This is a genomic window from Paenibacillus sp. GYB004, assembly GCF_036577605.1.
Lineage (GTDB): Bacteria > Bacillota > Bacilli > Paenibacillales > NBRC-103111 > Paenibacillus_AB > Paenibacillus_AB oceani.
Map to the genome: position 1 here is coordinate 523,322 of NZ_JARBDB010000047.1, position 21,832 is coordinate 545,153.

Here is a 21,832-nt window from a genome sequence, read left to right on the forward strand (position 1 = left end):
CGATCAGGAGTGACCGGATGGAAAAGAAAAGGTGTCACCGCGTTCACTTTCTTGTCGCGTTATCACCCGTCATTTGCAGCTAGTCTGGAATGAAACGAAAAGGAGCTTACCATGACGATTTCCCAGCTGGAAAACTTGCATTTCCCGTTCTACGACGTCAAAGACCAACTGAAGCGGGTTGTCTACGAGCAGTCCCGGCAAGCGTTCGCTGCCGGCGATAGGGCGCGGGACGGCATTCTTACGAAGGATCAGCTGGTTCGGCGTCAGCAGGATGTCCGCGAGACGTTTGCCGCCTCGATTGGCGGCATTCCTCATACAGACGCACCGCTGCATGCAACGAGCACAGGAATCGAGACCGAGGACTGCTATTCGATCGATAAAATCGTGTTTCAATCGCGTCCTCACGTGTATGTCACGGGGAACTTGTACGTTCCGCACAGCGTCGCCGATTCGCATGCGGCAACCGGCTCGACACATGCAGCGGTCTTATTTCTCAGCGGTCATAATCCCGAAGCGAAGCACTCGAAACGTTATCATACCGTCTGCCAATATCTTGTGCGCGCAGGGCTAATCGTGTTCGCGATGGACCCGCTTGGTCAAGGGGAACGTTTCCAGTACCGCACGGGCGAGCGCAGGCTCCTTACCGAAAGCTACGAGCACGAACATCCTGGAACCCAGTGCTGGCCGCTGGGCGAAAGCTTGGCCCGGTATTTCGTGCATGACGCGATGCGGGCAGTGGATTACATGTGCATGCGCCCCGAGATCGACCCGGAGCGCATCGGAGTGACAGGCAGCTCGGGCGGCGGAACGCAGACCGCGATGCTGATGATGGCCGATCCGCGTATCGCCGCGGCAGCGCCGGGGACGTATATAACGAGCCGCGAATCGTATCTGTATGCGGGTCAGCCGCAGGATGCGGAGCAAATATGGCCGGGCTTCTCAGCCGCCGGACTGGATCACGAAGATATGCTGCTCGCGATGGCTCCGCGCCCGGTAGCGATTTTGGCGGTCAATTACGATATTTTCCCGATCGAAGGCACACGACGCACGGTAGCTCGGACGAAACGGTTCTGGGACATGTACGGGTGTGCGGATCGGCTGGAGCTGATCGAAGACCCGCATGTGCATATGTATACCGACAAGCTGGCGCAAAGCGCCGCGCGATTTTTCACCAGTCACCTGATGCAGCGGTCTGGCGATCCCGAAGTTTCCTGTATTCGCGCGGTCCCGGCCTCGCGGCTGCTCTGCACGCCGGCCGGGCAGGTCATGCACTCGTATCCCGATGCGCGCTTCATCCACGACGAACTCGTCGCTCGATCTCAGGAGCTGGCTCGGCAGCGTGGGCGGCAGAACGACGAGGAACGCAAGGCGTCAACCCGCGAATGGCTGCTGGAGCAAATCGTGCGCGGCAGGCGGTTCTGCGACCCAAACACGCGCCACTTGTCTCATTTCCAGTTGGATGAGATGCGAGTGTTCCAACTGCTCTGGTGGTCGCAGGAGGGTATCATGAACCATGGATATTTGTTTCGCCGGCACGACCGGATGAGAGATACGCTCCCCGCAACGGTTGCGGTGTGGAGCGGCGGCACGACGGCGCTGCGTCCGCATCTCGATTGGATACGCAGCGCATGCGCGGCAGGAAGAGCCGTTTTCCTTGTCGACATGTCCGGCGTCGGACTGCTGGAACCGTACCCGTTTTATGCGGATGACGCCCGGCTGCCCTACGGAACATTATCCAAGCTGACGACTGATCTGCTCTTTTTGGGCGACAGCCTGGCCGCGATGCGGCTGCATGATTTGCGCCGGGCGATCGATGTGCTGTGCGAACTGCCGTCGATTGACGCAACCGATTTGCATCTGTACAGCTATGGCCGCTACAACGTTTATACCGAGCTAATCGGCTGGCTCGACGACCGTGTCCGGCAGATCCGGATGGACAACCCGCTTCATTCGTTGTCGCAGTTCGTGGAATCGGAATATTACGACCAGTACGATGCGATGGGGCTGCTGCTGCCCGGTTTGCTCCGTCACGCGGATTTGCCCGATATCCGCCGATGGGCGAATGTTTCATATAATTTTTCGGGACAAGAATAGGTTCGTTGTAATGGATCAAGCAAAATGAAGCCCATCACGAAAAGTGAAGGGCTCGTTTTGCCTTATCTGATTTCCACAATCCGATTGATATCCGTTCCTTCCGTATCTTTGCCCAGCAGTCTGCGGAACAAAAATTTCACCATCTTGAACTTGTTGCCGGAATCCCAATACTCGGCGGTTTCGGCTTTGACCTTGATCAGCACCAGATTCGGATCGTCATAGGTGGTTTCCAGTAATTCCTCATAGGCCGGGCTCCAAAATTGTTTGACCTTCTCGGAGCTTTCCACGAGTTCGGCTTCGCCGCGAATGGAGACGAACGATTGTCCCGCATACGCCACATTGACTTGCCGGTTCCGAAGCAATTCATGGAATTTGCCCGTATCTTTTTTGGTCAGAAACCAGAGGTCTCCGTCGAATTCGACTTCCTGGGTTTTCATAGGACGGGAAACGAGCCCCTCATCCGATACGGTCGTCAGCATCGCCGTGTCGATGCCTTTGATCAATTCCTTAACGGTTTCGATTGCTTCCTGGTTATCTGTGGCCGAATTCATCGTTTTGTTCCCCTTTCAATCCTTTTTCAGTTTTAGTATGCACACGTTACGCTTTGACAATCCTTGGGATTTTCGTAATATCGCTGCTGTACAAGTCGAGGCTGCCCAGTTAGATTTCCCTTATAATGAAGAACACGCCCCCAAAGGCCGGGAGCGCATAGCAAGCTTGCTCGTATTAAGTGACTTCGAAATTCAACTCCACCATATGCTCTCGTTCGTTATGCGGCTGGAAGCCGCTGTTCGGATACGGCGCTGTGACCGACTTCCAGAACGACTGTGCAGATATGTTATTGTCGCACGTTTGGATCGTCCAGCTGCCTTTGAACATCGTGAAAATATGGGCAGCCAATTTCTGGCCGATGCCTTGCCGTCTGTATTTCTTCAATATGCAATATTCGCCGATCGAATAGATGTTGCTGTTGTCGGACCGCCTGTCGTATACGCGTACCAAAGCGAATCCGGCCAGCTTGCCGGAAACCCGGACGAGAAACGGATAACGGTCCGAATCCGTCCAGTAGTGATCCATATATTTATATCCGTATAAGCCGTGCTCATCGACATCATACCCGTCATATTCACTGTAATCGTATTGAGCCAGCTCCATTAAATTACGCAGGATGGACTTTTCCTCATAAGTAGCCGGCTTGATTTCAATCTCCATTCACGATCCGCCCCCTCGCTTGTACTGATATCCGTATTGTAGCACGATAACAACCGCTTCTCTTATGAATCTATCGTTAAAACGGTTCTTTCCACATGAGATCCTCGCAAAGATCATCCGGTTCTCGTCACTTATGGATTGCTCTAATTTGGTGTTTATGGATGTTATCTTTCACTCCAATGACTGCTAGACTTACATCATAGTCGAATCCACTAGGAGGGATACCCATGAATGGCGTACGTTACAAGATCAGAGAAGTGTTGGACAAGGACAAGATTGAGACGTTTTTGCAGCAGGCTCGAATCGGGAATCTAGGTTTGGTTGATGGTCACCGGCCGTATGTGGTTCCACTCAATTTTGTATGGACGAACGGGAAGCTTTATTTCCATGGAGCAACCGGAGGTAGACGAAATCAGGTTATGGCAGCGAATCCGGAGGTCTGTTTCACGGTTTGCGAAGAATACGGAACGATTACCGATCCGGTGCCGGCCAAGACTGATACCGCCTACATGAGTGTGATGATTTTTGGTCAAGCCGAGCCTGTCGCCGATCTGGACGAAGCTACTCACATGCTGCAAGAAATGATTCACAAGTATGTACCCGGTTACTACAAGCGGCCGTTGCCCCAGCAGCACGTAGACAAATACCGGTCGGCCGTTTTCGGCGGTCCGGTCCAAGTATACCGGATTGATCCGTATCACATCACCGCCAAAGAAAATCCGATTGAAGCGGACAAGATGTTCGAACCGGGAAAAACCGTTTAGCGGTTCTGAAGTGCGGTTCCGACCGGCTTGTTGAAGGAGCCGGTACGGGACCCTATACAAGCGGAACAGAAGGGGGCGGGAGACATGAGCCATCTGGTGGAAGCGAATCTCCGAACCGTCAGGCGGCAGATGGAATTGGCATGCCAAGCTTCAGGGCGCCAGATCGAAGACGTGCAATTGCTGCTCGCGACCAAAACCGTACCGCTGGAAAAGTTGCAAATGGCGATCCAAGCGGGTGAGACTTTGTTTGGGGAAAACAAAGCGCAAGAACTCCGGGACAAATTTCCGCTGATGCAGCAGTATGATCAGGTGGAATGGCATTTTATCGGACATCTGCAGACAAATAAAGTGAAGGACGTTGTCAAATATGTAACGCTCATTCACTCGGTGGACCGTTTGAAACTAGGGCAGGCGCTGCACCACCAACTGGTGAAAGCGAATAAAACGATGGATATTTTGGTGCAAATCAATACGTCCTATGAAGAAAGCAAATTTGGTGCTCCTCCGGAAGCGGTACTGGAGCTGGTGGAGCAGCTGTCGCAATTCGAAACGTTAAACGTGAAAGGTTTAATGACCATCGGCAAACTGAACGCCACCAACGACGAGACCAGGCACTGCTTCCGGTTGTTGAAATCGATTCAAACTCAGATTCGCGAGAAACAGTTTCCGCGTGTAGAAATGAGCGTCCTCTCGATGGGCATGTCCGGCGATTTCCAGGTGGCCATCGAAGAAGGAGCTACGCTCATCCGCGTAGGGACAAGCGTATTCGGCCCGCGTTACTTGCCGGACAGCTATTACTGGAACGAAAACATGCGTCAGGACGAGTAGAACAAACAAGCACGGCAGGCGACTTTGCACAATCGGGAGTTCTCCGGCTGCAAGAAAGAGCAAGCCCGGGCGGGACGCTTGGCTTATCCGAGCATCCCGGCCAGCCGATAAATCCCTTCCTCGATCGCTGTCTCATCGACTTTTGCAAACCCCAATACCCAACCTTTCCGGTCGCTTTCCAAACAATACTTGCTAAGCGGATATACCCGGATTCCTTGTTCGAGCGCCAAGTTCGTCACAGCTTCTTCGTTTATCGCCTCATTTGCCTCCAGAAGCATATGCAAGCCCGTTTCTACGCCGCTTAGGGTAAAGCGTTCACTCAAACCTGTCGCGACGATGGCCTTCGTCATGGCTTCGTGTCTGCGCCGGTATACGTTTCGAACCCGTCTCATATGGCGCATGAAATGACCGTGCTCGATAAAGTGGGCCAGCGTGACTTGCTCCATAATCGGAAGATGCCGGTAGGTCAATTCCTGGACACGGGCCAGCTGACGAACGGCGTCCTGGGGACCTACTATAGTCGATATCCGGATACCGGGAGCAATCATTTTGGAAAAACTCATCATATACAACGTATTTTGCGGCCGCTGGCTGAACAAAGTGGGAAGCGGGTCGCCGCGATAGCGGAATTCGCTGTCGTAATCGTCCTCAATGATCCAGAACCGCTGCCCGGCAGCCCGGTGCAGCAATTGCTGCTTGCGAGGTTCCGCCATCACGACTCCAACCGCACACTGATGCGAGGGTGTCACATATACAAGTTTGGACTGAGGGGGGATACGGTCTACGCACAGCCCGTATCCGTCGACCGGTACGGCGGCCACATGCATACGCCGGTACTTCATCGCCATCCAGGCGGCGGGGAATCCGGGATCTTCCACCGAAACCGTGTCTCCTTCCTGCAAAAGGGCTTGAGCGATCAAATCAAGACTATGCTGCGCGCCTGAAGTTAACAGGATTTGATCGACACTCACATGAACGCCCCGTTCCAGCGACAAATAACGCTGGATCTGTTCCCGAAGCGGCAGAAATCCATAAGGGTTGCCGTAAGACCAACTGTCCAGGTCTGTTGCTGCGGAGGCTTGGATGAAGGAATGTCTCCAATTTTTTTGAAAAGGCTCGTCCAAATAAGGCTCATGCGGGCTGAAATCGATATCTATGCATTGCTTCCCTTTATCTCCGAACCAGCTGTGCAAATGGCCTACTGCAGCGTCTAATAATGGCAAATCGGGCGGATGGGGGCCTGGGGGAGCAGCCTCCTCCGCAGGACGAGCCGAATAAGTCCATTCGCTGACTCGGGTCCCGCCTCGACGAGAGGTTACGGTATATCCGCGGCTGAATAATTCCTCGTACACAATCTGTATAGTTGAACGGGAAACGCCGATTAATAGAGCAAGCTCGCGGGAGGGGAGCAGCAATTCGCCCGGCGGCCATTTTCCGGTTGTAATGTTATGGATCGCCTGGTCGAGAAGCTGCTGCCAGATGGGGCGTTCGTCGTCCCGGTTTACTTGTAACATCGTTCCGCCTCCAATGTTTATGCTGGACCTATGGATTGCACTTAACAGTGATTATAGAAGTTTAATAACAATCCATTGATCCATATCCTATCACGGCAATCGTTGCTTGGCAAAGGCGCGAGCGGCGTCCCTCGTTAATTCCCCTTAATTCTGTTCAGAAGACGAAATCGTCACGGCTTCCTAAAATGTAAAAAGTCCCAAATCTCTATTGTTAGCCCCTCACTTGTTGAGTCAGCTAGTGTTACACGCTGCTTATCGCGGCTGTTCGGCTCTTCGCACTGATGCTGGCTGGAGAAATGATGCAGGAGAACGAGGTATAGATGGCTAAAGGTACAAGAGACAACGGGCGGAGGAACCACCGAAGGATGAAAAATCCAGCAGGGTGGTTCTATGTTTCTTCCGTTTTCTGTGCCATCATTATAGCGGGGGGCGATACAGGATGTTCCAGGATTTCAAGCTCGCCGGCGGCCGTCCCGCGGCGATCCAAGTGAAAGAATACGTCAAACGTTTAATTATAAAAGGATCGCTCCAGTCCTCTCAGAAGCTGCCCTCCACGCGGGAAATGGGCGTGTTGCTCAAAGTAAGCCGCAATACGGTCATTGCGGCCTATGAAGGTCTGGAGGATGACGGATTTACGTATGCGATTGCCGGCAAAGGCAGTTACGTGGCTGAAATGGGGGGCTCACTCGCTCCGGATCAAGGAGGAGCTGACGAGTCCGCCGCCTGGCAGATCGACTGGAAAGCTAAAATGAACGAGTATGCGGTATCGGCGGTCGAGCTGGATCTGATGAAGATGGGCATTCGCGCAGGAAAGGGAACGATCTCGTTCACAAGCATCGCTCCGGATGAGCAGCTGTTCGATCTGGGAGATGTCAAGCGGGCTTTTATGGACCGGATGGCCATCGAAGGGCAGGTGCTGCTCAATTACGGGTATGCCAAGGGTTACAAGCCCTTGATCGAATATCTGATCCGTTATATGGAGAATAAGGGCGTCGATAGTAGCGGCAAGGATATGCTGATCACAAGCGGGTTTACCGAAGGTTTTGACTTGGCGCTGTCGGCGCTTCGTCCTACGGGACGCAGAGGGGCGGCCATTTGTGAAAATCCGACTCATCATACGGCGATCAAAAATTTGAAGCTGCACGGGTTCGAGATTACCGGCATTCCGATGGAGCGCGACGGTATCGATGTTGAACAGCTGGAGGCGGTCTTGCAAAAGTCAACCCGCTTCGACCTGGCTTATTTGACCCCTTCTTATCATAATCCGACAGGAATTGTCATGTCGCCCGAGAAGCGCATCGCCGTTATGAAAGTATTGACGCGTTATCGGATTCCGGTCATCGAGGACGGATTCAACGAGGAGCTGCGTTATTCGGGAGCGCATGTTGCGCCGTTACTGGCGACAGCAGGGCGAGGGAACGGAGTCGTCTATATCGGCAGCTTCTCCAAGGTGCTGTTCCCGGGCTTGCGGGTCGGCTGGGTGCTTGGAGACCGGGCGTTGATCGACCATTTGGAGAGTATGAAGCGCGCGCGCACCATTCATACCTCTACCATCGATCAATCGATCCTATATCAATATTTGCTCAATGGCAATTTCGATAAATATGTAAAAAAAGCGCGTATGGAGTATAAGCGCAAATACGAGCTGACGAAGACATGCTGCGCGGCATATCTCCCTGAAGCGCAATGCTCCGGGGACGGGGGGTTGCATTTGTTTCTCACCTTCCCACCGCACGTGGATACACGCCAGCTGCTGGAGGCTTGCACGGAACAGGGTGTCATTTTTACGCCGGGAGACAAGTTTTTTATCCGGGAAGGCGAAGGGACGAATACGTTGCGGTTAGGTTTCTCGCGGGTAACGGACGAACAGATCGAACGGGGGATTCAAATTATCGGCGAACAGGCGCAGAGATTTCTCCGGACATAGCGGTAAGAAACGAGCTGCAGTGTCGGGCAAGGTTTATGGAGAAGCCATTAGGAACAGGAACAGGAACAGGAACAGGAATGGGGAGGGTGCATCATGTTTAGCGAGACAGGTACAGGACCTTTTTTATCTTCGCGCGTACGGGAGATTCGGCCGTCGGGAATTCGCGCTTTTTTTGATCTGAATGCAGCAGGAGGGGATACGATCTCCCTTGGAGTCGGCGAGCCGGATTTCGTTACACCGGAGCAGGTTCGCGAAGCGTGCATCCGGGCATTGCGCGAAGGGCAGACGAAATATACTTCGAATGCCGGCTTGATGGAGCTGCGGGAGGAGATTTCGGCCTATTTGGCCGGCAGCTTCGCCATTTCTTACGACCCGGTACAGGAAATCATCGTGACGATGGGGAGCAGCGAAGCCGTCGACCTGGCATTGCGGGCCGTGATCGACCCGGGTGATGAGGTGCTGATCCCGGCGCCAAGTTATATTGCCTATGAACCGATCGCTCATCTGCATGGCGGCACCATCGTGGAGTTGGCGGCTTCGGCAGAGCAGCAGTTCAAGCTGACTCTGCAAGCGCTGCAAGCGGCGATCACGCCTCGATCCAAAGTGCTGATGATCAATTATCCGTGTAATCCGACCGGAACCGTGATGACCGAGCAGGACTGGCTCCCGATCGTAAAGCTCATCATTCAACATAATCTGGTTGTCATTTCGGATGAAGTGTATGCCGAACTGACTTACGGGAGAAAACACGTCAGCATCGCCGCCTTGCCGGGCATGAAGGAGCGTACGATTGTCATCAGCGGTTTCTCCAAAGCGTTCGCGATGACAGGCTGGCGGATCGGTTACGCTTGCGGGCCGCGCGAGCTGATCGCCGGCATGCTGAAAATTCACCAGTACACGGCCATGTGCGCGCCTACTCTGGCCCAGATTGCCGCACTGGAATCGCTCCGTCACGGATTGGCCGCCAAAGATGAGATGATGGCGAGCTATAATACGCGCCGCAAGCTGTTTGTAGCCGGATTGAATGCAATCGGGCTGACTTGTCACGAGCCTGAGGGAGCTTTTTATGCGTTCCCCTCCATCAGGTCTACGGGGATGTCATCCGAGCAGTTCGCTCTTCGGCTGCTGAAGGAAGCGAAGGTGGCGGTCGTGCCGGGACATGTGTTCGGAACGGGCGGAGAAGGCTTTGTCCGCTGCTCTTACGCCACCTCGCTCGATGATTTGGAGAAGGCGCTGGAGCGGATGGGGACCTTTTTGGAGGTGATGCAGCCGGTCGGATGAGCGGATAAAGATAACAGACTTCCAGACTGGGAAGATCCGGAGAACATACCGGAGACAACCTCACAAGCGGCGCACCTAAACCGATCGTGTATAAAGCAAAAAGCACCTGAAAAGGTGCTTTTTGCTTGACCATATCAGAGTGTTTGAGTCTTCGCTGCTATAGCGGAGAAGTCGTCATCTCCTTGTCGAGTAGGTAATTGGTAAGTACCGCGGGTCGTTCATCGCAGGTGGCGGTCGGATCTACATGCCAAGATTGAAGCAGGGCGGGTAGAGGAGTAGCGAATAAGAGCCGATTTGTACCTGTTATATTGACCAAAACCCGCTCGGATGGGGCCGGACGGTTTTACTCGATCATCTGCTTTTACGGGACCGCTGCTTTCGCAGCTTGGGCCATCGATGCGGCGGGACGTGCTGCAGCATCGCGAGAAACAGCTCCCCCCACTGCTGCACGCTCAAGTAACAGACGGGCCGGCTCCGGTCGACCTTTAACGTTCTCGTCAATCGCGTCAATTGCGGAGCAGTGAATACGCCGGACAGCGACTCCTCCAACAGTAAACCCGGATAACGAAGACTATAAGCGGCCAAGGCGAGAAACCGTTCCTGGTGGTGCGGAGGTACGACCGGCTCCGCAATTCTGCTGATGGTTACAACGGCTGAATCCACACGAGGCGGCGGGGAAAAGTGGTTGGGCGATACGGTTCGTACAAGCCGGATCTCGTACCACATTCTCCAGGCGAGTATACGCGGGTCGGCAATCGGAGTGGCCGTGAACCGTTTGGCCGCTCCTTTCTCCATGAGCAGCACAGCCCGCTTCAGCTTGACCGTCCTCGGCTCGCCGAGCAGCTTGGCTACGATCGGAGTAGTGATGGAATATGGAATATTAGCGACAACGCAGAACGTTTCTTTCGGGAGCGCCATTTCCAAAAAATCCATTTGATTGATTCGGACATTCGGATAATCGTTCAGTTTGCTCTTCAGCTGATCTGCGTACAGCGGATCATTCTCAACGGCCAGTACATAGGCCGCTTTCGCCGCCAGCGGGAAAGTAATCGCTCCGCGTCCCGCGCCAATCTCCAGAACGGTATCGCTGCGGGTAAGGTTAGCCAGATCGATCATCTGGCGGATAAGCGGTTGATGAATCAGCAAGTGCTGAGCGGAAAAATTGGACACCAAAAACACCCCATTCATTCGGATTGGTGAATGAAAAAGGCACAGTTCAAATAAGCCCGATCCTTTCGTTCAAAAAGTAAAGGAAAGGCTATATTTGGTCTGTACCTGTCATCTCCATATGCGAATGAATGCGATGCAAAACACGGTCAAAACCTCCTTGGTTGATCTGATCGAGAATGTATCTGTCAGAGTCACCCTGCCATTATATCAGCCTCGTCGCCTCAAGACTAAGCCAACCTTGACTAAAATCATTCTTTCCAATAATGAGCTTCTCCCGGATCGTGGAGGCAATGTGGTACACTAATCTTACGAGTCGGGCGTTACGATACATGGTATCCATTCGGCCAAAAGGGAGGAAGGTTAACCAATGAACCTGGAAATGGTGATGCAAGAGCTGGAGGCACTCGGCAAGGAACGAACGAAAAAAATCTATATGTCCAACGGCGCGCACGAACCGCTTTTCGGCGTAGCTACGGGCGAGATGAAACCGATCGCCAAAAAAATCAAAATCAATCAGCCTTTGGCTGAACAGTTATACAGCACGGGCAACTATGACGCCATGTACTTTGCCGGTGTTACTGCCGACCCCAAAGCGATGACCGAAGCGGATTATGATCGCTGGATGGACACGGCTTATTTTTATATGCTGTCCGATTATGTAGTGGCCGTCACCTTGGCGGAATCAGACATCGCCCAAGACGTTTCCGACAAATGGATCGCAAGCGGCGAGGAGCTGAGGATGTCGGGAGGCTGGAGCTGCTACTGCTGGCTGCTGGGGAATCGGCCGGACCGCGAGTTTGACGAAAGCAAGCTTGCGAACATGCTGGAACTGGTCCAAAAAACGATCCACGATGCGCCGGAACGAACGAAATACGCCATGAACAATTTCCTCTACACCGTAGCGGTATCGTACCAGCCGCTTCATGACAAGGCGGTCGAATCCGCAATGGCGGTAGGGCCGGTCGAAGTGAACAAGGATAAGAAACAAAGCAAGCTGCTGAACGCTTCTGTTAACATCCAAAAAGCTGTAGATAAAGGGCAGATTGGGTTCAAGCGCAAATACGTAAGATGTTAGGGAATTCCGATCATTGCTGCCCGTAGACGATCGCCAACTGAAACGTCTGCTAGTGGACAAGCACAAACACAAGCCCTGCAAGCGCGGAATGCCGCCTGGCAGGGCTTGTTCGTTGTACCGGGTATCCGGCTTTCAATGTGATCGGCTTCGGGCCGGCAGAACGGATTATCCGGATCGTCTCCGTGCGGCTCTCTCCTCATACATATGCATCGATTGCTTAACCAGCCAAGCTTAAAGGAAGACACCCCCCGCTGAACATGCAGCCACATAGCCGATTTTCACTTTCTTGCGCAAGGACCAGCCGTATGAAGAAAAATATATAAAACTTGATGGATTCCTGTATGTATCTATTCAAACGGGGATGATACCATGAAAATTAAGACAAGAGAATACGAAAGCGGCAAAGCCGGGAGCAGATCAAATCCGGTGCGCCCGGCGGTATTCGGAAGGGGTGATACCCATCTTTTGCGAGAACACTCTGCTGAAATAAAAGCCGTTGCTGTAACCGCACGCGGCTGCGATTTTATCGATTGTCCACACGGTTTCCTGCAGCAGCGTCCGGGCCCGGTCAAGCCGAAGCTCACTTAAATACTCGCTCGGATTGACGCCGAACATGCTGCGGAAACGGCGGCTGAACTGCACGGTGCTAAGTCCCATCTCGGACGAGAGCTGACTGAGGCTGACCGATTTGAAAGCGTTTTCTTTAATGTAGGCTTCCGCCTCTTCCATCAGCGGGTCGTCTGGAATCACTCTCGTTTCATGGAGATGCGTCTCCCATTCCCAGTCGAATTGTTCCCAGAGATCCGCAAGCAGGAAGTTTCTGCGACCGACTCCGAGCGGGTCCAGGCGTCGGGAAAGCATGGCGAGATAGCCGTAAGTGGAAGCGAAACGCTGCTTGTCCCGGATCGGATGCTTGCCGGCCGGATTTGGAAACAGCCGATTTTCGGTGCGTATTTCCTCGGCGGCGGCGAACCAGGAAAAGTTCAGCACGAGAAAAGTGGCAGGGCGCAGCATTTCCCGTTTAAGAGCGATATCCGGCGGACAGAGCAGAAGGTCTCCTTTCTCCGCGACTCCTGCAAGCTCGCCGATCTCGAAACGGAAGCTGCCGCCGTCCACGACGAACAGCACCCATTGCGGGCTGGTGTCTTCGTCTTTTTCAAACCGCTTTTTATGGTTCCATACTGTAATAAAATCGACGCGAGCCGCAAGTTCTCGGGGACGATACGTTTGCATGCACGATCACCGCCTGATTGTGAGTATGTACTTACGATAACGGAATATGCAACGAAACGAAAGTGAAGATTTTTTTCAAAACGGCTCCGTTCACCGGAACGAGATGGTCGGATTTCAGGATAGGGGAGAGATTGAAGTGAAGAACAACAAGCAGACAGACAGGCAAAAAATAACTACACAGCTGTTCGTGGCGGGAGGTGGGATGGCCGGTGTAGCGGCGGCTGTCGCTGCCGCCCGAAACGGAATGCGCACAGTTCTTTGTCAAGATCGCCCGGTGCTGGGTGGCAACGCCTCGTCGGAAGTGCGAATGAACGTGAGCGGCGCTTCCGTTCGGGGCGCCGCGCTTGAGACCGAGTCGCGGGAAAGCGGCATCGTTGAGGAAATAATGCTGGAATGCGCCGTGCGCAACCCGCAGCGCTGCGCCAATATGCTCGATTTGATTTTATACGAAACGTGTCGCGCGGAACCGAATTTGACGCTGATGCTTAATTCATGCGTGGTCGGAGTCCGCATGGACGGCGACCGGATCGCGGCGGCTTACGTCAATCGGGAAAGCACGGAACATTACTTCGAGATCGAAGCGGAGCTGTTCGCCGATTGTACCGGGGACGGCCGGCTCGGAAGCGAAGCGGAAGCGCGGTACACGACCGGGCGGGAGTCGTCTGCCGAATACGGAGAATCGTTTGCAAGGGACGATCGGGACGCGTACCGGCTTGGCTCATCTTTACTGTTCACTTCCCGGGACATGGGGCGCCCGATGCCGTTCGTCCCGCCCAAGTGGGCCCGGACTTTTTCCGAGGAGGATTTGCGGTTCCGCTCGCATCCAACATGGGAATACGGATATTGGTGGGTCGAATACGGCGGAATGCGCGATACGATCAAGGACAACGAGGAAATCCGCGACGAGCTTTTGGCCATCATGCTCGGCGTATGGGACCATATCAAGAACAGCGGACATCATCCGGAATCGGCGAACTGGGCGTTGGACTGGTTCGGTTTCCTTCCCGGGAAGCGGGAATCGCGGCGGTTCGTCGGACAGCATGTACTGACCCAGCACGATTTGGAGCAGTCGGTGGATTTCGACGACACGATCGCTTACGGGGGATGGTCGATGGACATCCATCATCCCGGCGGCATCGAGGCGGCGGACGAGAAGCCGAATATTCATCCGTACACGCCCTATATGTACGGCATTCCGCTTCGCTCGCTCGTCAGTGCCAATATCGTCAACCTATTGTTCGCAGGGCGCAATATATCGGCGACGCACGTCGCTTTCTCCAGCACGCGGGTCATGGCGACATGCGCCTTGATGGGAGAAGGGCTGGGCACGTATGCCGCCTTCGCGGTTCGAAGCGGCAAACCGCACGAAGCCTGGCGCGACCCGGAGCTTGTCCGGGAATCTCAGCAGCAACTGTTGCGGCAAGGGGCTTTCTTGCCCGGCAAGCTGCTGGAGGACCGGAATCTTGCGGCAGAAGCAGCCATCGTGGCCTCGTCGGAGCAAGCAGGCGGCGCCGCGTCCCAAGTTGCAGACAGACATACCCGCTCCGTGCATGGCAAGCGGGGCGTCAGACCGGACTTAGCCGTGCCCGGGACGCACCGCTGGATGTCCGACCCGGCGGATACAGCGCCGTGGCTGGAGCTTCGCTGGGAACGCCCGGTTCAAGTATCGCGCATCACGGTTGTGCTGGACACCGGGCTTCATCGCCATCTCGCCTTGACGCACTCGGACGGGCATCATAGCCGAATGGAGTGGGGGCCGCAGCCGGAAACGTTAAAAGACTTCCATGTTCTGGCCGGAATCGGGGGCCGTTTCGAAGAGGTTGCCCGTGTGAGGGGCAACTACCAGCGGCAGCTGCAATTCGATGTGCAGCTTGGCGAAGTCGACTGCTTGAGATGGGAGGTGATCGCGACAAACGGGCTCGACCATGCGCGGATTGTAGAAATTCGCTGCGAGTAGCGGATAGGATTGGCGGCAGGCGCGGCACGGACGGTAGTACGTAATCGATTGCTTGAACCATTCCATCGGGGGGATCGACATGAAACGAAATTATCGGTTAGTTGGCGGAGCCGCATTGATGCTGCTTGCCGCTGTCTTGGCCGCAGGATGCGGCAAGACGAAGGAACCGGACAGCCCGGCAGCGGACGGAGGAGAGGCCGGGGGGCCGCCGAAAGTGAGCGATGCGCCGGTAACGCTCAACGCCGCCGTAGACGCGGTTATTGTGGACAGCGCTCTGGAAGCTGCCATTCAGGACGGATTGAAGAAGAAGCATCCGAACATCAAGCTGAACATCATTCAATCGGGCACAGGAACAACGCTGACCGATCAGATCGCTTCCGGCAGTGCGCCCGACATCGTCTTTACGTTTAACGGCCGATTGGCGACGTATCAGGACAAAGGCATTTTATACGATATGACATCGCTGCTGCGAACGCATCAATTCGACCTGAATCGCTTCGACCCGCAGATGATTACGGACGCCAAGGTCAGTTCGACGAACGGCGAGCTGTACGGCATTCCGTACAGTCGAAATTTCCATGCCTTCTACTATAACAAGGATATTTTCGATAAGTTTGGCGTGCCGTATCCACAGGACGGGCTAACCTGGGAGCAGACGCTCGAACTTGCCAAAAAACTGACCCGTATGGAGGGCGGCACCCAGTACAGGGGCATTGACCCGGGAGCCGGTATCTCTTGGATTTACCAGCCTCTCGGCATTCAGGCAGACGATGTCACGACCGGCAAAGCGTCCGTCAACAACGAACAGTGGAAGAAGATATTCGAGCTTGTCAAAGCGATGTTCACGATCCCGGGCAACGAGCCGAACGGAACGCCGATCGATAACTTCCTGAAACAAAAAAACTTGGCGATGATCGCGTACACCAACATGTTCTCCCAGCTGGAGGAGCCGACTAAGCAAGGCTTTAACTGGGATCTCGCCCAATATCCGAGCTACCCGGAGCGGCCGAACACCTACGGCAACGCCAGCGTCAACATGATGGCGATTACGCAATCGAGCAAATACAAGGAGCAGGCGCTGCAGGTTATCGAGGTAGCCACCTCCGACGAAGTGCAGCTGGAGATCGCACGTCAGGGAATCATCTCGCCGCTAAAGAATACGGCGATCCAAGCCGAATTCGGTAAAAATCTGAACGTCCTGAAAGGTAAACGGATCGAGAGTATTTTCAAGAGCAAGCCGGTTCCGTACCCGAAAGCTTCTCCGTACCGGTCGAAGTCCGAAGGGATCGCCGTGAAATATTTCAACGAATACAAAAATGGCACGATAGACGTCAACACCGCATTAAGCAAAGCGGAGGAAGAGATCAACAAAATGCTGGAGGCGGAAAAAGCGAAGTAATAACACGACATCGAGCAGACGGCAACCCGGTTCCCGCACCCGCAGACAACACTACTGCTTGCTTCGCGAATAGCCGTATCGTCCCTATTCCGGCGATACGGCTCATGCGAATAATAATAATCAAGGAGGGACTTTACATGCAAAACTTGACGAGAAGGAAGCTGTTGGCTGCAATCGGCACGACAGGAGCGGCAGCCGTTCTTTTCAAAGCTACTGCCGGCGCGACAAACGGAATGGAACCATCTGTTTTGGGGGCGGTTTATCCTGATGGCAAACTCAAATCGAAGTTGACGAGAACGGATTTGTGCATTTCAACGTCAGTAAGCGAACTGAGAGCGGAGACAGATCCGGTGGAAGGTTTTGCGTATTATGTAACGGATGCCGGTATGGAGGGATTTTTTCAGTATGAACCGGGAGATACCTCTTCGCCCGACAATACGGGAACGATTCTCGTCTCTACATCGGGCGCACGATTTAAACGGATTATCGATCAATCGTTTGTGAATGTAAGATGGTTTGGCGCTGCGGGAGATGGGGCGACCGACGACACGGCGGCGATCAATGCGGCCATCGGCGACGGCAACAGAACGGTTTACATTCCGGAAGGAACGTACATGATCCGGGCTGACGCCACAAGCATTGGCCAATTGAGTGCGGGTATTCAGGCGAAAAACAATACGAAAATTGTCATATGCCCGCAAGCGACTTTGAAAGCGCTACCGTCTGCAACGCCCAGATATACGATCATCAACATTTTTGGCAAATCGAACGTCACGATCGAAGGCGGCGGCAAAATTATCGGGGAACGGAACGAACATCAAGGGACGACGGGGGAATGGGGTTACGGCATTTGCATCGGTGGATCGGATCGGGTACTGGTGCAGGACTTGTATATTGCGGATTGTTGGGGAGATGCATCCGTTGTCGGATACTATCTGGATAAAAGCAACGCTGCTCGCAACATCACATTCCGGAATGTGTACTGCGACAACAATCGGAGACAAGGGATCAGCGTAACCTGCGCCGAAGATGTGCGGATCGAGAGCTGCACATTTGCCAATACAAACGGAACAGCTCCTGAATATGGAGTCGATCTTGAACCGGATAGCGGTACTTCTGTCCGCCGCGTGACCATTACCAATTGTATGTTCCGTAACAATGCCGGCGGCGGTTTTACAATGAACGGTACGAATGGAACAGTCGAATATGTCCATTTTATCGGCAACACACTTGTTGGTCCCAGATCCCATATCAATGGCTTGTTGACACAAAACGTAGTGATTAAAGGCAACATCATTACCGACTCTGCCATCAGAAGCTTGTGGCTCCGGTTGTCGAGTAATTTTCTCGTAGAAGGGAACCTCATTCAAAATTGTAACAGTATCGGGATTTGGCTGGAAGAAGCAAGCTCGATCAACATTACGAATAACCATCTCTATAACGTAAAGGCAAACAGCATTCGGCTCACTGAAAATTCCAAATACTGTATAGTGGCCAACAATTTGATAGAAGAATGCGGAGAATCGTCGGCAAGCACGAATATTATGATTACAACCGGCGCAAGCTTCAACACCATTCAGAACAACGTGATTCAAAATCGGTTCAAGCACGCCGGACAGGCGAAAGGCGGAACAAGCGGTACGATCGTACTTGATGACGACGCTTCCGCGGCAAGCGGCGAGTACAACAGTATGACGATCTACATGGTCGGCGGGACTGGTGCGGGACAAAAAAGAAAAATTACGTCGTATGACGGCGCGACCAAAACTGCTGTGTGTGCGCCGGCTTGGACAGTTGCCCCGGACGCTACGTCCGAATTCGAGATTCGATATGGCTCCATAAACGGTATACGCGTACAGTATCCGCAGGAGAAATACAACATCATTCACAACAACCAGCTTCTGTTTGCTGCAACACTCTACAATTCCAACGGCATAGACGATCAGGGAACGGGCACATCAGTGGCCAATAATGTTTCATTTGAAGAAGCGATATAAAACGAATAGAATTGCAGGCCAAAGCCGTCATCGTGCGGAACTGCGGCTCTAGCCCGTTATATGCCTATAGCAGCAGGCATCCGTCTCGCTGCTGCCCTGCAGAAACCCAAAAAAGTTGGACGGAAAACGCGCCGGTTTTCCGCCCAACTTTTTTTGTGACTTACGTGACTATCTTTTCGATACGTTCAGGAATTGACCAAGATGTCCGTCTCATGCGGACGATATACGGCCAGCAGCTTGCCGCTGCGATCGGATGCAAACATGACGGTGCGCTCGCTTTCCAGCGCAAACGAATACGTAACTCCGGTAGCGGGATTCGTTACGCGGACCGCAGCGTCCTCGGCGAATTCCGATACGAAAATAAATAATTCGCCGTCGTTAAAGCTCAGCTTGCGGCCGTAAATGCCTGGCAGTTCGCCGCCTTGTTTCCAGATCAGCTCGGGAGCGACGCCTGCTTCCCGGATCGCATGCCGGTACAAGTCGGCGACCGCTTCGGGCCGGTCGTTCATCTCAACCGGCAAGCCGCACCAGAGAAGCCGACCTTTTCCGAGTTTCACGGTACGCAGCGCAGAACCCGTTTCCGCCGCCGGCTTCAGGACCGCTTCTTTCGCCAGCATGGCGATTTTGCGGCTTCCATAGGAGAGCGGTACGGATTTGCCATCGAGCATGAATCGTTCCTCGCGCCGCACGTTGCCGAGCTTGCGGGCTCCGAGCAAGTCGTCCAGACGGCTGCTTGGGTGCCAGTATTCGTCCAGCCCAGCCGGCCCGGTAAACAGAAGCGTAGTATCATGGTCAGCGACATGGTCGAGCAGCTGCTGCAGCGCCGTATCGCTGAAATTATGCGGACTCGGCACGATAATCAATCGGGCCGGCTGATCGTTCAGCGCCTCCAGCTGATACTCGCCCATCGCGCGGAACGGAGCATTGAGGTCGTAGGCAAGCACCCGCGTTGCGCGGCTTGTCGCTTCGACGGCAAAGGAACGGTTCGATAAATCGTTCGAATAAGGGAAGATCATCACGATGTCTTCCAATTGGCGCCCTGTGAATAAATCGCGGATCTGCTCCATAAACCGGCCGAAATCGTAGGAGACGTCCGCTTCCGGTTTTTCCGTGCCGTCCGCACGCAGCGCCCCGATATTCGATTCGTTGACATTGTTCATGAAGTAATTCGTATTCCACAACCATTGAACGGCGCCCGCGCTTCCGGTAGAAAACGAGTAGGCGTATTTGCGCTCCAAAATGTTGCGCAGCTCTTCCTCGCTTCGTTTAGCCCTTCCGTCCGGGGTTTCCACATACATAATGCCCGTTTCCTGGATCATATTCGGCTTGTATGGCGTTTTCGCGAAGATGCCGTCCCACACGAGCTGGTCCAGCAGCCACCAGGAATGATTCGTCGTATAATCCGCCGCTTGTTCGTAGAAAAACGGGGAGGGGCGCTGTGCGTTCAAGCCTTCGTCTTGTCCGATCGTAATGAGCTGACCCGGAGCAACAGAGCGAATCGCTTCATTTAACTCACACGCCCAGCGGTTCAGCATGTCCATGGAAAACAGCGAGTAATCCAGCCAGCGCGTTCCTTTTTTGCCGGAGTGCATATCCTGAATGTCTGCGTTAATATCGCTTGGTTCCGGCGGCGTAACGGATTCGAAATCCGGAAGAGCGTTCGGCGACATCCCCCAGCGTTCCTGAAGCACCCGGATCGAGCCGTGGCGCTGCTTCAGCCATTCCCGGTATGCCGCTTGTTCGTAAGGGTCGCGCGAGCTGCGCGGGCCTCTGGAGAAAATCTGCTTCGGATCAAACATCGACGGCTCGTTGATCAAATCCCAATGGACGTTCGACGTATGCCGGTGGCGCGAGACGATCGATACGATATACCGCTTCTGCGCTTCGACGCTCCGCGAATCGAGATAAGGATTCAGCCCTTCCCACAGCTCAGGCGTGAACGCAAAGAAGTTAAACGTGAGCTCCAGGTCGTGTTTCTTCGCCGTCATCACGAAAGCGTCGATCGCCCGCAGCACTTCCTCCGAAGGATGGCCGTCCAGCAGCATAATATTCCGGTAACCGGTCCAAATGCCGGTGCGGATATAGTTGATGCCCGCTTTTTTCATAGCAGCCATATCCCGGTCCCATACGGAGACGTTCGGCAAAAAGACGAAGTTGCGCGCCACGTCGCTGGTCATGTACGTCATACCGACGATCGGCAGCGGACGGCCGTTTTTGCGGAAATAATCGCGGTCGCACGTCAGCGGCTCGCCTTCTTGCAGCATCCGTTCATCCCTGCACCAGAAGCCTTGGCGTAATGTTCTGCGTTCCCCGGTATTGGCAACGAGGTCGGCACGCATCGTATATTGTCCTTCGCTCAGCTCGAGCGGCACGTTGATCGTGATCGATTGCAGGTTCGGGGAGGCGGTCAAGCTGTACGTTTGCGTCCACTCGGAAAGCGGCTCCCCGCCCGAATCTTTGCCGAAGGCGAGCTGCAGTGTCCATTCTTGGTTGGCGGATTCGCCGCGTTGAGCCGCATGACGTCCGAGCGTCTGCCATTGAAATATCAATTTCGCCCGGTCGCCCGGATCATAGCTGGCATAGCCGGTCTTCAGCCACATCTCGGTAACGCCGCGGGAGCAGTAGTCCGCCCAAGCCCATATCGCTTCTTCGCCTCCGGCTTCCCAGAACGACGTCCGCAGCGGCTGATTGACGAACATCCACCGGCTTCCGGCATAAACGCCGCGCACATTTTCAAGAAGCACGACCGGAGCTCCGATTTCGCGGCCGTCTTTGGAGACGGCTTTGACCAGCGGCTGAATATGAGCGTTCATCGGACCCAAAGAACCCATTTCATGCGGCAATGACGTCTCTTTGGTCACGTGCAGCACGAGGCTGTAAGTCGGTTCGAGCGTTAACCCGCTAAGATAAGGCGCGCATACGGGAAGATTAGCCGCCGCCTCCAGTCGATCGAACTTGTCGGCCTGGACCGGCATCGCTTCATGGATATGGAACAGCTGGTGGTAGGCGGCTTGCTCCACTTCGCACTTCCATTGTCCGTCCTCGCGGTATACCGGAATACGGAACGGTGCGCCGCCGATACTAAGCAGCGAGCCTCCGCGCTCCGCATAACCGGTGATGTGCCGCCAGCTGTCTTTTGGAAAGTACGGAGCGTGTAGATTGATGAAGCATCCGCCCTCCAGCCGATCGAGCGCTTGAGCGAGCGCTTCTGCCCCGACAAGCTCGGCCCGTTCTGCTAATTTCCGAACGGTTGCTTCACTTAGGCGGTCGCCGTGATAAGGAAAGGCGGGATCGTAAAAAATAACAAGGGATGTCATAACAGGTTGGCTCCTTTCGGCCGATCTTCATCTAGTCCAACACTATCATGCTCCGAAAACGAAA

Annotated in this window: 15 protein-coding genes; 9 read left to right on the forward strand and 6 right to left on the reverse strand. The window is 54.1% G+C overall.

The annotated features are described in order from the left end of the window. Nucleotides 1-111 precede the first annotated feature (111 nt). Nucleotides 112-2,094, forward strand: coding sequence for an acetylxylan esterase (locus PV433_RS20825; RefSeq protein WP_332073977.1), 1,983 nt, complete (start codon nucleotides 112-114; stop codon nucleotides 2,092-2,094). A 62-nt stretch (nucleotides 2,095-2,156) separates the two neighbouring features. Here PV433_RS20825 and PV433_RS20830 read toward each other — a convergent pair whose 3' ends face one another. Together PV433_RS20830 and PV433_RS20835 are read right to left on the reverse strand one after the other, a co-directional pair. Continuing rightward, entirely contained in the window at nucleotides 2,157-2,645 is a 489-nt protein-coding gene (locus tag PV433_RS20830) for a pyridoxamine 5'-phosphate oxidase family protein (RefSeq protein WP_332073978.1), read from the reverse strand. Between the two features lie 175 nt (nucleotides 2,646-2,820). Beyond that, nucleotides 2,821-3,306 carry a GNAT family N-acetyltransferase gene (locus PV433_RS20835; RefSeq protein WP_332073979.1) on the reverse strand — a complete coding sequence of 162 codons (486 nt, stop codon included), beginning with the start codon at nucleotides 3,304-3,306 and terminating at the stop codon, nucleotides 2,821-2,823. 227 nt (nucleotides 3,307-3,533) lie between these two features. On the opposite strand from PV433_RS20835, the gene PV433_RS20840 reads away from it, so the two are divergent. Next, complete coding sequence (locus tag PV433_RS20840) at nucleotides 3,534-4,070, forward strand: pyridoxamine 5'-phosphate oxidase family protein (RefSeq protein ID WP_332073981.1); 537 nt, start codon at nucleotides 3,534-3,536, stop codon at nucleotides 4,068-4,070. 84 nt (nucleotides 4,071-4,154) lie between these two features. Further along, nucleotides 4,155-4,898 (forward strand): YggS family pyridoxal phosphate-dependent enzyme, encoded by a 744-nt coding sequence (locus tag PV433_RS20845; RefSeq protein ID WP_332073982.1) that lies wholly within the window; start codon nucleotides 4,155-4,157, stop codon nucleotides 4,896-4,898. Nucleotides 4,899-4,981: 83 nt separating this feature from the next. Here the strand turns inward: PV433_RS20845 and pdxR are convergent, their stop codons facing one another. Further along, the gene (pdxR, locus tag PV433_RS20850; protein WP_332073983.1) at nucleotides 4,982-6,412 is read right to left on the reverse strand and encodes a MocR-like pyridoxine biosynthesis transcription factor PdxR; all 1,431 of its coding nucleotides are present in this window, start codon (nucleotides 6,410-6,412) and stop codon (nucleotides 4,982-4,984) included. 439 nt (nucleotides 6,413-6,851) lie between these two features. Between pdxR and PV433_RS20855 the strand changes: the two genes are divergently transcribed. Beyond that, nucleotides 6,852-8,339 (forward strand): aminotransferase-like domain-containing protein, encoded by a 1,488-nt coding sequence (locus PV433_RS20855; RefSeq protein WP_332073984.1) that lies wholly within the window; start codon nucleotides 6,852-6,854, stop codon nucleotides 8,337-8,339. A gap of 93 nt (nucleotides 8,340-8,432) precedes the next feature. Beyond that, entirely contained in the window at nucleotides 8,433-9,620 is a 1,188-nt protein-coding gene (locus tag PV433_RS20860; RefSeq protein ID WP_332073985.1) for an aminotransferase class I/II-fold pyridoxal phosphate-dependent enzyme, read from the forward strand. A 351-nt stretch (nucleotides 9,621-9,971) separates the two neighbouring features. On the opposite strand, the gene erm is transcribed toward PV433_RS20860, so the two are convergent. Continuing rightward, nucleotides 9,972-10,790 carry a 23S ribosomal RNA methyltransferase Erm gene (gene erm, locus PV433_RS20865; RefSeq protein WP_332073986.1) on the reverse strand — a complete coding sequence of 273 codons (819 nt, stop codon included), beginning with the start codon at nucleotides 10,788-10,790 and terminating at the stop codon, nucleotides 9,972-9,974. A gap of 367 nt (nucleotides 10,791-11,157) precedes the next feature. Here erm and PV433_RS20870 point away from each other — a divergent pair, with 367 nt between their 5' ends. Beyond that, entirely contained in the window at nucleotides 11,158-11,865 is a 708-nt protein-coding gene (locus PV433_RS20870; RefSeq protein WP_332073987.1) for a DNA alkylation repair protein, read from the forward strand. 417 nt (nucleotides 11,866-12,282) lie between these two features. Here PV433_RS20870 and PV433_RS20875 read toward each other — a convergent pair whose 3' ends face one another. Further along, entirely contained in the window at nucleotides 12,283-13,098 is an 816-nt protein-coding gene (locus PV433_RS20875; RefSeq protein WP_332073988.1) for an AraC family transcriptional regulator, read from the reverse strand. A 46-nt stretch (nucleotides 13,099-13,144) separates the two neighbouring features. Here PV433_RS20875 and PV433_RS20880 point away from each other — a divergent pair, with 46 nt between their 5' ends. From PV433_RS20880 to PV433_RS20890, 3 genes are all read left to right on the forward strand, one after another. After that, complete coding sequence (locus PV433_RS20880; RefSeq protein ID WP_332073989.1) at nucleotides 13,145-15,055, forward strand: FAD-dependent oxidoreductase; 1,911 nt, start codon at nucleotides 13,145-13,147, stop codon at nucleotides 15,053-15,055. 79 nt (nucleotides 15,056-15,134) lie between these two features. Next, nucleotides 15,135-16,454, forward strand: coding sequence for an ABC transporter substrate-binding protein (locus PV433_RS20885; protein WP_332073990.1), 1,320 nt, complete (start codon nucleotides 15,135-15,137; stop codon nucleotides 16,452-16,454). A 137-nt stretch (nucleotides 16,455-16,591) separates the two neighbouring features. After that, on the forward strand, nucleotides 16,592-18,451 hold the full coding sequence (locus tag PV433_RS20890; RefSeq protein ID WP_332073991.1) for a right-handed parallel beta-helix repeat-containing protein: 1,860 nt from the start codon (nucleotides 16,592-16,594) through the stop codon (nucleotides 18,449-18,451). Between the two features lie 185 nt (nucleotides 18,452-18,636). On the opposite strand, the gene PV433_RS20895 is transcribed toward PV433_RS20890, so the two are convergent. Continuing rightward, nucleotides 18,637-21,768: a beta-galactosidase gene (locus tag PV433_RS20895; protein ID WP_332073992.1), complete on the reverse strand. Its 3,132-nt coding sequence runs from the start codon at nucleotides 21,766-21,768 to the stop codon at nucleotides 18,637-18,639. Nucleotides 21,769-21,832: the final 64 nt, after the last annotated feature.